This is a genomic window from Chryseobacterium paridis (genome assembly GCF_016595215.1).
GTDB classification, from domain to species: domain Bacteria; phylum Bacteroidota; class Bacteroidia; order Flavobacteriales; family Weeksellaceae; genus Chryseobacterium; species Chryseobacterium paridis.
Genome location: NZ_JAENHK010000001.1, coordinates 744,384 through 758,413, shown reverse-complemented (window position 1 = coordinate 758,413; position 14,030 = coordinate 744,384). Strand labels below are relative to the sequence as shown.

General features: G+C 34.6%; 13 protein-coding genes. 7 read left to right on the top strand and 6 right to left on the bottom strand.

Annotated features, from left to right (window positions below; translation table 11 throughout):
- The first annotated feature begins 2 nt into the window (after positions 1-2).
- The 4 genes from JHL15_RS03550 (at position 3) to JHL15_RS03535 (ending at position 5,169) form a co-directional block, all read left to right on the top strand.
- The gene (locus JHL15_RS03550; RefSeq protein WP_200242868.1) at positions 3-1,304 is read left to right on the top strand and encodes a DUF5690 family protein; all 1,302 of its coding nucleotides are present in this window, start codon (positions 3-5) and stop codon (positions 1,302-1,304) included.
- A 12-nt stretch (positions 1,305-1,316) separates the two neighbouring features.
- Positions 1,317-2,471 carry a TIGR03364 family FAD-dependent oxidoreductase gene (locus JHL15_RS03545; RefSeq protein WP_200242865.1) on the top strand — a complete coding sequence of 385 codons (1,155 nt, stop codon included), beginning with the start codon at positions 1,317-1,319 and terminating at the stop codon, positions 2,469-2,471.
- 4 nt (positions 2,472-2,475) lie between these two features.
- Complete coding sequence (locus tag JHL15_RS03540) at positions 2,476-3,144, top strand: HAD-IA family hydrolase (protein ID WP_200242862.1); 669 nt, start codon at positions 2,476-2,478, stop codon at positions 3,142-3,144.
- A 171-nt stretch (positions 3,145-3,315) separates the two neighbouring features.
- On the top strand, positions 3,316-5,169 hold the full coding sequence (locus JHL15_RS03535) for an alkaline phosphatase family protein (RefSeq protein WP_200242859.1): 1,854 nt from the start codon (positions 3,316-3,318) through the stop codon (positions 5,167-5,169).
- A 74-nt stretch (positions 5,170-5,243) separates the two neighbouring features.
- Here JHL15_RS03535 and JHL15_RS03530 read toward each other — a convergent pair whose 3' ends face one another.
- The 5 genes from JHL15_RS03530 to JHL15_RS03510 form a co-directional block, all read right to left on the bottom strand.
- Positions 5,244-5,723: a GNAT family N-acetyltransferase gene (locus tag JHL15_RS03530; RefSeq protein WP_200242842.1), complete on the bottom strand. Its 480-nt coding sequence runs from the start codon at positions 5,721-5,723 to the stop codon at positions 5,244-5,246.
- 12 nt (positions 5,724-5,735) lie between these two features.
- Complete coding sequence (locus tag JHL15_RS03525; RefSeq protein WP_200242839.1) at positions 5,736-7,151, bottom strand: aminotransferase-like domain-containing protein; 1,416 nt, start codon at positions 7,149-7,151, stop codon at positions 5,736-5,738.
- A 42-nt stretch (positions 7,152-7,193) separates the two neighbouring features.
- On the bottom strand, positions 7,194-7,559 hold the full coding sequence (locus tag JHL15_RS03520) for a hypothetical protein (RefSeq protein ID WP_200242836.1): 366 nt from the start codon (positions 7,557-7,559) through the stop codon (positions 7,194-7,196).
- A 126-nt stretch (positions 7,560-7,685) separates the two neighbouring features.
- Complete coding sequence (locus tag JHL15_RS03515) at positions 7,686-8,387, bottom strand: LytR/AlgR family response regulator transcription factor (protein WP_200242833.1); 702 nt, start codon at positions 8,385-8,387, stop codon at positions 7,686-7,688.
- Complete coding sequence (locus tag JHL15_RS03510; RefSeq protein WP_234047673.1) at positions 8,380-9,480, bottom strand: sensor histidine kinase; 1,101 nt, start codon at positions 9,478-9,480, stop codon at positions 8,380-8,382. Before JHL15_RS03510 ends, JHL15_RS03515 begins: the two co-directional genes overlap by 8 nt.
- Before the next feature lie 148 nt (positions 9,481-9,628).
- Between JHL15_RS03510 and JHL15_RS03505 the strand changes: the two genes are divergently transcribed.
- From JHL15_RS03505 to JHL15_RS03495, 3 genes are all read left to right on the top strand, one after another.
- Positions 9,629-10,738, top strand: coding sequence for an acyltransferase family protein (locus tag JHL15_RS03505; protein ID WP_200242830.1), 1,110 nt, complete (start codon positions 9,629-9,631; stop codon positions 10,736-10,738).
- A 252-nt stretch (positions 10,739-10,990) separates the two neighbouring features.
- Positions 10,991-12,031: a glycosyltransferase family 9 protein gene (locus JHL15_RS03500; RefSeq protein WP_200242828.1), complete on the top strand. Its 1,041-nt coding sequence runs from the start codon at positions 10,991-10,993 to the stop codon at positions 12,029-12,031.
- Positions 12,032-12,099: 68 nt separating this feature from the next.
- Entirely contained in the window at positions 12,100-12,951 is an 852-nt protein-coding gene (locus JHL15_RS03495; protein WP_200242826.1) for a lipopolysaccharide kinase InaA family protein, read from the top strand.
- Positions 12,952-13,118: 167 nt separating this feature from the next.
- Here JHL15_RS03495 and JHL15_RS03490 read toward each other — a convergent pair whose 3' ends face one another.
- Positions 13,119-13,697: a DJ-1/PfpI family protein gene (locus tag JHL15_RS03490; protein ID WP_200242823.1), complete on the bottom strand. Its 579-nt coding sequence runs from the start codon at positions 13,695-13,697 to the stop codon at positions 13,119-13,121.
- Positions 13,698-14,030 lie beyond the last annotated feature (333 nt).

Below are 14,030 nucleotides of genomic sequence, written 5' to 3'. Positions count from 1 at the left end.
AAATGGCTGATACAATCAAAAAAAACACATTAGTAACACTGAAAGCAGCATTTTCTGCTTTTGGTGTTTACTTCTGCATGTATGGTTTTAGAAAACCTTTTACGGTGGCATCATTCGAAGGCCTTGCTTATTTTGGGGTCGATTATAAAGTATTGATTATTATCGCTCAGGTTGCCGGATATTTTATTTCAAAATTTATTGGAATCCGATTTATTTCAGAATTAAAGCCAGAAAAAAGAATCTTCTATCTTTTTACTTTCATTGCCATTGCGGAACTTGCGTTACTGGGTTTTGCAGTCGTTCCTGCACCTTACAATATCATTTTCATGTTTATTAACGGGTTCCCGTTGGGATTAATCTGGGGGATCGTTTTTTCATATATCGAAGGAAGAAAAACAACCGAAATCATAGGGTTGTTCCTATGCTCAAGCTTTGTCGTTTCTTCCGGATTCACTAAATCAGTTGGAAAATTTATTATGGATACGTTTGGGATCTCAGAATTCTGGATGCCTTTTACTGCTGGTCTGGTTTTCATTATTCCTCTGATCGTCTTCGGTCTTTTATTAAACCGAATCCCTAAACCAACTGAAGAAGATATTTTATTAAAAAACAAAAGACAACCTCTTGATAAAGCAGCAAGAAAAGGATTGATCCATCAGTTCTTTATCCCAATGATCTGCATTACTGTTTTGTACATAAGCTTAACTATTTTAAGGGATTTCAGGGATAATTTTAATCGTGAGATCTGGGATAGTATCAACTTCAAAACTAATAGTTCTGTATTTACCCTTACGGAAATTCCCATCGCCATTGTTGTTCTTTTAATTTTAAGTTTCATGGTAAAAGTGAAAAACAATAAAAAAGCTTTTGCTTACTATCATTACATTCTTTTTACAGCCATAGGAATCGTTGGGTTTTCGACTTATTTTTTTCAGCACAACATGATCTCTCCTTTTTTATGGATGATGTTGTCAGGGCTTGGAATGTATTTGTGCTATATTCCTTTCAATGGTATTTATTTTGACCGGATGATAGCTGCTTTCGATATTAAAGGTAATGTAGGATTTTTAATTTATTTCGTAGATTCATTTGGCTATCTGGGAAGTGTTTTAATACTGCTTTATAAGAACTTTGGTTCTGCACAGACATCATGGTTGAATTTTTATATTCATCTCAATTATATTATCGTCATGATCGTTTTGATTTTTTCGGTCATTGCCTATTTAGCTTTCAAAAAAAAATCGAAACCAAAATCCAATAAAAATAATCAGTACATCAATTTCGATACCTCGAAAATGATATAAAATAGAATAAAAATGACAACAAAATTTGATTTAATCGTTGTGGGAGGAGGGATCCTAGGAACATTCCACGCTTACCATGCATTAAAAAGAAACCTAAAAGTAGCCCTATTAGAGAAAAATTCTCTTCCTCAGGGAGCTACGGTAAGGAATTTCGGACAGGTCGTACCATCGGGAATGGATCTTAAATGGCAGAATTTCGGAAGAGAAAGTTTAGCAATATATAATGAGTTACAGTCTCAGACAGATTTGACGATAAGAAAGAATGGTTCTGTCTATTTAGCTTCTAATGAAGAGGAGCTTCAGCTGATCAACGAACTTTATGAGATCAATCAGAAAAATAATTACGAATCTGTTCTGCTATCGAAAAATGACTGTATGAAAAAATTCGATGGTCTTCGTTCGGATTATTGCAAAGGAGGTTTATTTTTTCCAGAGGAACTGTCTATAGATTCTGCTGAAATGATTGTGAAACTTCATGGCCTTTTACAGGAAAAACTGGATCTGAAGATTTACTATAACACCACTGTTGTTGAAACTTACGAAACTGATCATCAATGTGTTGCAATAACTGCAGACGGTCAGGAACTCAATGCTGCAAAAATAATTATCTGTGGAGGACACGAGTTTAAAACATTATACCCTAATGTATTCAATGAAAGCGACTTAGTAGTCACTAAACTGCAGATGCTACAGACAAGACCTCAGGGTATTTATTCTTTACAGGGAAATATCCTTACCGGATTATCCATAAGAAGATACGAGTCATTTCAGGAATGTCCTTCTTTTGAAGGAATCAAAGCTTTAGAGGATCCTAACTCATTTGAGAAAAAATATGGTGTCCATATTTTATTTAAACAAGCTCTTGATGGATCTGTTATTTTAGGCGATTCTCATGAGTATGCGAGTGCAAAGGATTCTGATGCATTAGGATATGACCTGAATATGGAAATTGATGAATTCATGATCAACGAGGCTAAAAAGATCATAGATCTCCCTACTTATGAAATCCAAAGAAGATGGTTTGGGATCTATTCACAATGTAAAACAAAAGATATCTTCGAACATAATCCATCCCCTAACATCCACATTGTAACCGGAATTGGTGGAAAAGGAATGACCGCAAGTGGCGGATTTTCAAAATTTAATATTGATAAAATTTACTCATAAAATAATGAAGAACATAGAATTATTGGTTCTGGATATGGCCGGAACAACGATTAATGAAGATAATGTAGTATACAAAACCTTAATGCACGCTGTGAATGATTACGGATATAATGTTTCTCTTGAAAAGGTATTATCGAGTTGTGCAGGAAAGGAAAAATTAGAAGCAATCAACAGTTTATTACAGGAAATCGGAGGAGACACGAATGAAGCGCTTCCTATTTTTGAAAACTTCTCTGATCAATTAAAAGAAGCTTACCAAAACTTAGAAGTAAAGCCCATTGAAGGAGTGGAAGATTTTTTACTGAAAATGAGAGCAAAAGATAAAAAGATTGTCCTTAACACGGGTTACACTACCGAAATCGCCCAACAGCTACTGGATAAGCTAGGATGGAAAGAAAATGTATATTATGATGCGCTTATAACTGCAAATGATGTTTCTGAAAGCCGTCCAAGCCCTGAAATGATTCACCTTGCTATGCAGAAATTCAACATCAATGAGCCTGAAAAAGTGTTGAAAGCCGGCGACTCTGTCATCGATATAGAGGAAGGAAAAAATGCAGGATGCGGACTTACAATTGCTGTACTTTCCGGTGCTCAAAAAAGAACAGAACTGGAAAGCTCCAATCCGGATTACATATTCAATACCATCTCTGAGGCTGAAGAAGTTATCTAGTATATTCTTTCATCTTTCTACTGATCATTCAGCCTCAGTTTCTTATTGTTTTTTTATCCTTTAATTAACTTTAAGTTCATACATGTTTACAAATAGTAAATTAATTTTACAAATAATAAAATATAATTACTATTTGTAAACATTTTCATTTCTAAAAACAAAAAAATTTCTATGAAAACAAAACTATTTTCAATGGCCGTCATAATGAGCTGCTTTTTAGGAGCTCAGACGAAAAAAGTTCTTTTTATTGGTATTGATGGATGTCGCGCGGATGTCATGATGTCTTCCAACACTCCCAACATTAAGAGTCTTATTACAAAATCAATTTATTCCCTGGATGGCCTTTGTGCTGCGACCACATGGAGTGGAAATGGCTGGAGCACTATGCTAACCGGGGTATGGCACACAAAACACAACATTCAGGATAACAATTTTACGAATCCCAATTATATCAATTATCCTGATTTTTTGACTCGTGCAGAAACCTATAATCCAAACCTGAGAACAATTTCATTAGCACATTGGGCTCCTATCAACGATATTATTATCAAAGATGCGGATATACAAACTAACTTAAGCACAGATTTAGCCGTAAAAAATGCAGCGGTTGCAGCTTTACAAAATGATAATCCTGATATTCTATTTGTTGATTTTGATGATGTAGATCACGCAGGACACTCTTATGGTTTTTCTTCAAGCGTTCCACAATATGTTTCTTCTATGCAGACAACAGATACCTATATTGGTGAAATTGTAAATGCAATGAAGAACAGAGCAACCTACAACAATGAGGACTGGCTGGTTGTTTTAACAACGGATCATGGTGCTGTAAGTGATGGACATGGTGGAGGAAACCTTTCCGAAAGAAATATCTTTACCATTTATTCCAATCCTAATCTTACCCCTCAGCAGATAAGTAAGACTGAAATTAATTCAAGTGTTACCCATAACCAGCTTAATTTCCCTGCAGGAACTTATGCTAAACCTGCCAACCAAACCCCTTTTAATTTTGGGAGTACTCAGGATTTCACAATTGAATTTTGGGTAAAACCTAATGCTAATTTTTCAAGTGATCCGGTAATGATCAGCAATAAAAACTGGAACAGCGGAAAAAACAAAGGATTCGTTATTTCAGGATATTCGGGGCAAACCTATAAAATAAATATCGGTGACGGTACCAACAGAATTGATCTTGTAGGTGGTAAAATGGAAACCAACAAGTGGAAACATATTGCAGTAAGTTTTGATAGAGATGGTCTTGTTACGCTTTATGAAGATGGTGTACCTGTTACTTTTGCTAAAATGAATACGATCGGAAATATTGATTCCGGCCTTCCTCTTACAATCAATCAGGATGGAACGAATACCTACGGACAGAATCTGGCCGCTTCTTATAAAGACATCAGAATCTGGAAATCTGCTCTTCCAAACAATGTTTTGGTAAACTGGGCAACTCAGAATATTACGTCTTCACATCCTTATTATTCTCAATTGCTGGCTAACTGGAAATGTGATGAAACTTCAGGAAATACATTAACAGACTCAAGTTCAAACAGTAACAACGCTACGATCACAGGAAGTCCAACCCGTAACCTCAACACGGTTAATAACTTTAAAATTTATAATTACTTATCTACCACAAGAGAAACAGATCATTTACCAACGGTATTAAACTGGTTGTGTATTCCTGTTCAAAGTTCTTGGGGAATAGATGGAGTGAACAGATTACCCAATTGTGATCTTAACACATTATCTGCAAAAAATATTGAAAAATCAACAGAAGATTTTGCGATCTACCCTAATCCTGCCGATCAGAAGGTCAATGTAAAATTCAAATCTGATGAAAAGGAAATCAGCATACAGGTCATTGATACCAAAGGGACTATTGTTTCATCTAAAAAATCAAAATCATCAGATGGACAATATGGCGAAACAATCGATATCAACACCATCCCAAGTGGAGTATACTTTATAAAGATTATAGGAGCTCAGAAATCTTTAACAAAAACTTTTATCAAAAAATAATTTCATCATATCATTAGTAGATTTAAATTGGATATTAGAACGAGGATCACTCCAAGTTCTAATATCTTTTTTATTTAATCCTTAAAAACTAATTCCATCTGTGTATCACATCGGTCGTACGCCGAATGAGTAATCGCAATGTGTTTAAAACCTAGCTTTTCGTATAATTTAATGGCAGGTACCAAAACAGAATTCGTTTCGAGAAATATTTTTTCTGCATTGAGTTCTTTTGCTTTTTCTACCAGTGCATTTCCCAGAAGATATCCAATCTTTTTACCCTGAGCTTTAGGACTTACCGCCATTTTAGAAAGTTCATAGGTCACAGGATCTGTTTTTACTAAAGCACAAGTTCCTACCACTTCATTATCCAACAAAGCGAATACGATGTGGCCTTCTTTATTAATAATATGTTCTTCAGGATTATCAAGCAGCTTATAATCTCCGCTTTCCATCACAAAGAATGTTTTGATCCATTCTTCATTTAGGGTTTTAAAGGCTTCTTTATACTTTGGATCATAAGCCACTATCTTTACTTCAGTATTCTGGGCATTCATATTTTTATCGTATTAAATATTATTTTTTATCATGTTACCAAGTTTCTCAATATCACTCTCCACTCTATCTGTCCATTCTAAAGCATAATTCAACCGCATGCAATTCCTGTACTGATCATATTGAGAAAACATTCTTCCGGGAGCAAAATTGATCTTCTGACTAAAAGCTTCGTCAAACAGATCTTCGGTGCATATTCTTTTATCAAGTTCCAACCACAGCATAAAACCTCCCTTGGGTTCAGAAACTTTAGTGTTATCGGGAAAATAGGCTGTGACTGCTTTTTGGATCTGCAGATAATTGGAATACATTTTATTTCTAAACGTTCGCAAATGGTGATCATACCTTCCAAATTCAAGAAAATCTGCAATCACATCAGAATACAGGGATGGACTACAAACAGTCTGAATCAATTTCTGGCGAATAATCCGATCTTTAAACTGACCTGGCGCGACCCAACCTACCCGAAATCCGGGAGCCATTGTCTTGGAAACCGAGCCTACCCACATAACCAAACCTGCTTCATCGTAAAACTTACATGGTTTTGGACGTTCTGCTCCGAAATATAAATTTCCATAGATATCATCTTCGATCAATGGGACATTATAATGAGTGATCAATCTTACCAATTCCTTTTTGTTTTCATCAGGCATTTGAAATCCCATAGGATTATTGAAATTAGTAACAAAACAACACGCTGAAAGCTTAGGTAGTACTTTTTTCAATGCATCCAGATCAACTCCATATACAGGGTGTGTAGGAATTTCTACAGTTTTTAATCCTAATAACTGGATAGCCTGTAAGATTCCAAAATATGCAGGACTTTCCACAGCGACAGAATCACCCGGTTTTGTGACGGCCATCAAACTGTTATAAATGGCATTCATAGCTCCGGAGGTTACCACAAGATCATCTTCCGTAATTTTTCCTTCCATTACCAGTGACCATTTAGCAATTTCACGACGAAGGTTTTGACTTCCTTGTACAGGCTCATAATTGGTTCCACTGTCATTCTTGCTTTTTACCACATTGATAATTGATTTCTTCATTTTGGCCAACGGAAGAAAGTTTTTCCCGGGAATTGCCAACGCAAATTGAGTGATCGTAGAATCTGAAATGGTTCCAAATACTTTATCAATCAGATCTTCATTAGGTCCTTCTATTTCAGAATCTTTTATTTTTGTTACAGAAGGAAGAGCCAGCTTTCGTTGTGAAGTATGGCTTACAAAATAACCGAACTTTGGTTTAGACTCAATAAGAGAGTGGCTTTCAAGTTCCATATAAGCCAACTTTACGGTATTCAGGCTTACATTGTATAATTTCTGAGCACTTCTGAGAGAGGGTAATTTATCCCCAAACTGAAGGGTTTCTGTCTGGATTTGCTCTTTAATTGTTTTCGCTATTTTGAGGTATAAAACTTCTTTGCCCATAAGATGATCATTTAAAATAAAGCAAGTACGAATCTGTATTCACTACACATTAATCCAGTCGATAATTCTGCTGGTAGTACTTTTCAATTGTTCAGGATCACGATAGTTATCTGAAGGGCTTTTTCTAAAGTAGTCTTCAACATACCATCTAAAATCCTCTTTTTCCTCCTCACTCAAATCTTTCGATTCATAAATTACAAAATCTATTTCATTATGATCATTGATAATAAGACTGGCAAAAGCTACAATAGCATTGGCTTCTTTAGCTAACAAAAAAGGTAGTCCAAAATCTTCATTGACGATATCCGAATCCTTCTTTTGCATAAAGATCTGTTTTAAAAGAACCAGATCGGAAAAGTAAACCTCACTATATTTAAGGTCATTCGAGTGCTGAAGGCGCGTTTCCATAGTGCTTGTATTAGGATGTAAAGTTATGGAATCACCTCAAAAGGGTACAGATACAGAAGTTGCTATTTTTGTGGATACAGCAAAATTATAAATTGAGAAAATAGGATCGGAATATAAATGGAACCGTTAATTAATCTTCTTCTTTGAAAAGTCCGTAATAAATTCATCAACCTCTTTTTTGTAGGTTCTTCCAACAGGAATTGAGTACTTGCCCAACATCAGTTCATCATTGTTGAAAGCAGTAACAAATTGGGAATTGATCAGAAAAGAACGGTGGACTCTTACAAATCCTTTTTGTGACAATAGCATATCCAGTTCGGAAATCTTATCCTTCGCAATGATACTGGTGTTGTCTTTTACAATCACCTTCACATCATTCCCACAGCTCTCAAAATATACAATATCCTCCAACAGAATTCTTTTGTTTAATCCTCCTGATTTAAGAATAATAAATTCTCCCTCTTCTTTCGTCGCAGTATTCTTTCTTAGTACCCTATCTACTGCTTTGAAAAAACGTTCAAAAGAAATGGGTTTTAAAATATAATCTACCGCTTCCAGCTCAAATCCTTCAATCGCAAATTCACGATATGCAGTTGTAAAAATGGTCTTTGGTTTTTTGTGAAGTGATTTTAAAAAATCAATTCCGTTCAGATCCGGCATTTCAATGTCTAAAAACATGAGGTCTATGGGTGTGGATTGTAGTATCTTATAGGCATCCATTGCATTTTTAGCCGTGCCTATCAGTTTCAAACTTTCTATTTTTGAAATATGACTTTCCAAAAGCTGTATCGCCAGAGGCTCATCGTCTACTATGATGCAATTAATCATGATGTGCAGGTATCGTTATCGTAATGGTAAACCAATTATTTTCTTTTGTTGTGGTCAACTCAAACCGGGTATCAAAATACAACTTTAGCTGCTCTTTAATATTTTTTAATCCCAATCCCTCTTTTTCAAAACTGTTATTTCCATTGAACGTATTTTCTACCTTTAAAACAGAATGAATTTTATTCGTTTCTGCTGAGATATGAATCTCTGCTTCTCCTGACGTTTTACCCGCCCCATGTTTAAATGCATTTTCCACCAAAGAAAGAAACAATAAGGGTGGAATTGTATTTGAAGATTCCAGCTTTTCGAATGTACGCACTTTTAATCTTTCATCGTAGCGCAATTTCTCAAGTTCTACATAATCATTAATGATCTCAAGTTCATCGGAAATGAGAACCGTTTTCCTCTGTCCTTTATATAGAATATAGTCCAGGATATCTGAAAGCCGATGAATCGATTCAGAGGTTCGTTCAGAATTCGTAAGAGAAAGAGCATAAATATTATTGAGTGTGTTGAACAAAAAATGTGGATTCAATTGGGATTTCAATGCCTTTAATTCAAGTTCTGCCTTTTCTTTTAAAAGCCGGGCCGCATTCTCTTTTTCATTCCTGTACCTCAACATAAACATGGTGGCTATAAAAATAAATGCTCCGATGATAATAGAAAATACATAATGAAACAGCAAATAATTAAGATCTGTAAAAATATCATAAAAGCTATCCTTAGGATAATTCATGAAAAGAGGTTCAACCCCATACACAATAAAGATTCTGTTGACCACAGAAATGGCATAAAGACTTACTACAAGTGACAGCGAAAATAAAAGATATTTCTTCCGGTTAAAAAAATATTCAATCAGCACATAATAAATAAAATTAGCTGCTGCGATCTGAAAGATCCAATGACTGATCTCATAGATGATGATTTCTTTGAAATTGGTTCCGTCATATTGCCCATAGTTTTTGGCTATCCCAAACAAAAACAGCCCTACCCAGAAAATAATCTGGTATCCAATATCCTGTTGTATTCTTTTCTTTTTTACCATTTCCACAATATCCAAAAATATAAAATCCATTCCTATAAAAAACTGCATATCTCCTTAATGCAATGAAATTATTGGTCAATGTCTCTACTTTCCATTTAAACAGCAAAAATTGTTTTCTACCATCAGTTATCCCTATTCTGAAACAACAGCTCCAATAAAAGCCCAATTTTAGAAACATTTGCAAAAAAAATAAATAATGAACACCTTTTCTGAACGGTTTTATGGGCTTGATCATTTAAGAGCCGCTGCTATAGTTCTGGTTTTATTTTATCATTATCGCTCGTTTGATCATCCGGAATGGGTGGATGAATATGGACGATTTGGCTGGACCGGAGTAGATCTCTTTTTTGTACTCAGTGGATTCCTTATTTCCAATCAGCTTTTTAAAGAAATTAAAGCCCGCAATACGATCGATCTCAAATCCTTTTTTATCAAAAGGTTTTTTAGAATTATTCCACCTTATCTGTTCACCGTTTTATTATATTTTTCTGTTCCCTTTTTCAGAGAAAGGGAGAGTCTGGCTCCTCTCTGGAAATTTCTCACATTTACTCAAAATTATGGCCTGGATGTGATCAATAAAGGAACTTTTTCACATGCCTGGTCCTTATGCATTGAAGAACAGTTTTACCTGCTTCTCCCTTTTTCATTGTTATTATTTATAAAAACAAGAGGCTTTAGATATTTAAAATATATGATATTATCTCTTCTTATTTTCTGTATTATCATCAGATGTTTTATATGGTATCAATTGATTGTTCCAAGCCTCAATACCGATGACTTCTGGAAAGAGTGGTATATGAACCTCTACTACCCTACTTATACCCGTCTGGATAGCCTGGCTGTAGGGGTTTTGGTCGGTTATCTTTTCCAGTTTTCGCCAAAATTCAAAGCATTTATCAATACGTTTGGCAATCTCCTTTTTGTATCAGGTATTGCACTTCTGGGTTTTTCGTTCTGGGTTTGTAATGAGCAAGTCTCAAAGAATGCTTCTATTTTTGGTTTTACATGGGTCGCTATAAGCTATGGACTCATTGTAATGTCTGCTATCTCCAGCTCATCTGTCCTTTCCCGATCCCGTTCTTCTGTTACCAGCCAGCTCGCCAGTCTGTCATATGCCATCTATTTATCTCATAAAGGGATTATTCATATGGTACAAACAGGGCTTACCTCATTAGATATTGAGATTCCGGAAAATCTCCTGCTTTTGATCTGTTTATTGACTTGTATTATAGGAGCACTATTTTACAGATATGTTATTGAGAAACCTTCGGCAAAGTTTAAAATAGCTAATCTAAAGAGATTATAAAAAGTTAAAAGCACTAGCTATTTTGTTTCATAAAAAAAATGATTTTTTTTATTTGGGAAACACCTAATAATACTAGTGTTCTCCGGTGTTTTTGTTTTTGTATTTATTCCAGGATTATTAAATTTTATTAACACTATTAACTTTTGCAAAAAAAATCAATCAAATGATTGTTTTTCCATTGAATTAATACGTAGTGTTTTTTTAAGAAGTTTTTAATCCATAATCCGGGATCATAATGATCTCCTTTTTGCTATGAAAATACCCAAACAACTCAATGCTATCAGAAGGAGGATAATGCGGAGTCTTACCAAAAATATTGGTAAATCAAATTCCATCATTAAGCAAGGAAAAGAAGTAACCATCAAAAGAATACTAATATCCCGTCCTAATCACAGATTAGGAAATCTGTTACTGCTTTCCCCAATCGTTCAGGAGGTCATCGATACTTTTCCAAATGCCAAAATCGACTTATTTGTAAAAGGAACCATTTCTCCCATCATTTTTAAAAATTACGAAAATATTGACCGCATCATTCAGCTTCCAAAGAAGCCGTTCAGTAATTTATTGAAATATATAAAAGGATGGTTTACCCTCCGATGGAATAAATATGATCTGGTTATCAATACAAGCCACAGTTCTTCATCAGGTAAGTTATCCACACAGCTGGCCAATGGTGATTACAAGTTCTTTAATGAATGGAATGATGAACTTCATCTGCAATATCCAGACTATCCACATGCGGCAAAAAATGCAATTTACAATTTGCGAAGATTTCTTACCCATTTGGGATTTCAGGAGAATGCTGATAAAATGCCCGATTTAAATATAAAACTGGATAAAAACGAGATTGAAACAGGTAAAATAAAACTTAGTGAAATCATCAAAAACGACAAAAAAACCATTTGTCTTTTTACAAACGCTACGGGAGATAAATGCTATTCCAGAGATTGGTGGATTTCATTTCATGAAAAATTACAGTCTGAGTTCCCGGATTATAACATCGTTGAGCTCCTGCCTGTAGAAAACATCTCCAGATTAGATTTTAAAATCCCGTCTTTCTACAGTACAGACATTCGGGAAATGGGGTCTTTCATTGCTAATACTGATCTTTTTATTGCAGCAGATAATGGCGTGATGCATTTATCCAGTGCCTCAGGAACTCCTACTATAGGACTGTTTATGGTAACTGATGAAAACGCATACAAGCCTTACAACGATAAGAGTTTTTCTATCAATACCAATCACGTTAATGAGCTTCAGATAAGGGACCTGATAAAAGCAGCCCTTAATTAACAGATTGTATCAGATACTGAACTGAGAACCTACTGACCATTTTACACAATTACCACAATTATAATAGTATGAATCTTGTTCTTACACCCGAATATTCTCATTATAAGGATGAAATAATTCGAATTATAAACAATTTCCACAGTGAGGGCACGTTAATCGGACCCGGAAGCAGAAATATTGTTAAATCGTTTACCCTCAACGGGAAAAAATTCAATTTTAAATCTTTTAAACAGCACAATTTTATCAACAGGCATGTTTATAAATATTACCGGAAATCCAAAGCAAGGCGGTCTTTTGAATATGCAAATATGCTGATTGATAAAAATTTCCACACTCCACAACCCATTGCCTATGTAGAGTTTCATGATTGGCTGGGCCTGACTAACAGTTACTATATAAGCGAACAATTAGAAAACATCCATACTCTAGAACATGTCTTTTATTCTGATAGGCCTTTTGAAGATCTGAATGAAATCATCAAATCATATACTCAATTAATTTATCAATTGCACGAAGAAGGAATCGAGTTCATTGATAATTCTCCAGGAAATTTCCTGCTTGAAAAGATCAACGATGTATCCCGTTTTTTTATGGTAGATCTTAACAGAATGAACTTTCATGACGAATTTGAACTTCCAAAAAGAATCAAAAACTTTTCACGGATCACCAATGATCCGAAGATTCTTCAGCTTATCAGTTCAGAATATTCACTGCTATCAGGAATTTCCTCAGACTACTTTTTAAAGCAAATCGTTAAAGCCGCCAACAAGCTACGAACCAAACGAAGAATAAAAAAGGTATTGAAGTTTTATAAATATATTTTTAAGCTACGTCCAACTCCAAAAGACATGATCATCTTTTCTATCATCAGCTTTCTGGATTTTGACTTTGATTTTCTTCTTTCGGCGCAATTGTTTTAAGGGTGATTAATAAATAAGCATATAGCCTATTATAACCTACTGTAAACCTAAAGATCCATAATCTGTTTTGAGCAAAATCAAAAATCTCAAAATACAAATGACAGTTTTCTTTATATTTGTGGAAAACACATATAAAAGATTACTATGGAAAATTTGAGAAGCGGGAACTAAAACCCCATTTTCTTTTTTATCAGGTTTGCATTTTCTTTATCTGTAAGTCTTTCGAGTAACAGAAATGCAACATTCATTGCCGTCGAAGGATTCCAAGAGGTAATGATATTGTCGTCGTCAACAATAGGTTCGTTAATAACATTTACACCCATATTTTTTAATTGCTCTTGTCTTAATGGATTTTGATTGTACGTTGTGCCGTTTTTATCATTTAAAATCCCGCTTTTTGCTACCGGAAATGCTCCTGTGCAAATTGATGCTATAATCTTCTCTTTTTCGTGAAATGATTTTATTATTTCAGAGAACTTATGATTGTAAGCATCTGTGTAAAAATTATACTCTTCAAAGCCACCTGGAATTGCAAGTGCTTCAAAGTCGTCAATTTCTATTTCGTCTATTACATAGTCAACGATAAGTATCTGATTAAAAGTGCTTTTAACTTCCTTTTTCAGTCCACAAGTAAATAATTCTGTCTGACCATTTCCTGCCGTTAAGTTCCAGCCGATTACATCTATAAATACACTTGCTTCATAAATCTCAAATCCTTCTGCAAGTAATAGTAAAACTCGTTTCATAAATATTTTTTCATTGAATATTTGGTACATCCCCCTAATTAATTGCTCGCTGCAAACTATTTGTATATTGCCAAAAACAGGGATTTAACGCACTTCCGTGTAGCTAATGTACAAATTTCAATAGAAGCCTAAAAGTAAAATGTTAAGCCAGGAATAGAATTATTTATAATGGATATGCTTTTTAACTCTTTGCTGCTAATCTGTATATAAATATCGTTTAAAAAAAACTAAGGAAAAGTCAAAAAGTAAGACCAATATTCTGTACATCAAATAAGTATTGTAGAACCAATTTTAACTAAGTTTTATAATCTACCAGCTAAGATACCCCCTTCC

Excerpts from the sequence above, each read along its gene's own strand:
- JHL15_RS03550 (WP_200242868.1), top strand. The coding sequence starts at position 3 with ATGGCTGATACAATCAAAAAAAACACATTAGTAACACTGAAAGCAGCA.
- JHL15_RS03545 (WP_200242865.1), top strand. The coding sequence starts at position 1,317 with ATGACAACAAAATTTGATTTAATCGTTGTGGGAGGAGGGATCCTAGGA.
- JHL15_RS03540 (WP_200242862.1), top strand. The coding sequence starts at position 2,476 with ATGAAGAACATAGAATTATTGGTTCTGGATATGGCCGGAACAACGATT.
- JHL15_RS03535 (WP_200242859.1), top strand. The coding sequence starts at position 3,316 with ATGAAAACAAAACTATTTTCAATGGCCGTCATAATGAGCTGCTTTTTA.
- JHL15_RS03530 (WP_200242842.1), bottom strand. The coding sequence starts at position 5,723 with ATGAATGCCCAGAATACTGAAGTAAAGATAGTGGCTTATGATCCAAAG.
- JHL15_RS03525 (WP_200242839.1), bottom strand. The coding sequence starts at position 7,151 with ATGGGCAAAGAAGTTTTATACCTCAAAATAGCGAAAACAATTAAAGAG.
- JHL15_RS03520 (WP_200242836.1), bottom strand. The coding sequence starts at position 7,559 with ATGGAAACGCGCCTTCAGCACTCGAATGACCTTAAATATAGTGAGGTT.
- JHL15_RS03515 (WP_200242833.1), bottom strand. The coding sequence starts at position 8,387 with ATGATTAATTGCATCATAGTAGACGATGAGCCTCTGGCGATACAGCTT.
- JHL15_RS03510 (WP_234047673.1), bottom strand. The coding sequence starts at position 9,480 with ATGCAGTTTTTTATAGGAATGGATTTTATATTTTTGGATATTGTGGAA.
- JHL15_RS03505 (WP_200242830.1), top strand. The coding sequence starts at position 9,629 with ATGAACACCTTTTCTGAACGGTTTTATGGGCTTGATCATTTAAGAGCC.
- JHL15_RS03500 (WP_200242828.1), top strand. The coding sequence starts at position 10,991 with ATGAAAATACCCAAACAACTCAATGCTATCAGAAGGAGGATAATGCGG.
- JHL15_RS03495 (WP_200242826.1), top strand. The coding sequence starts at position 12,100 with ATGAATCTTGTTCTTACACCCGAATATTCTCATTATAAGGATGAAATA.
- JHL15_RS03490 (WP_200242823.1), bottom strand. The coding sequence starts at position 13,697 with ATGAAACGAGTTTTACTATTACTTGCAGAAGGATTTGAGATTTATGAA.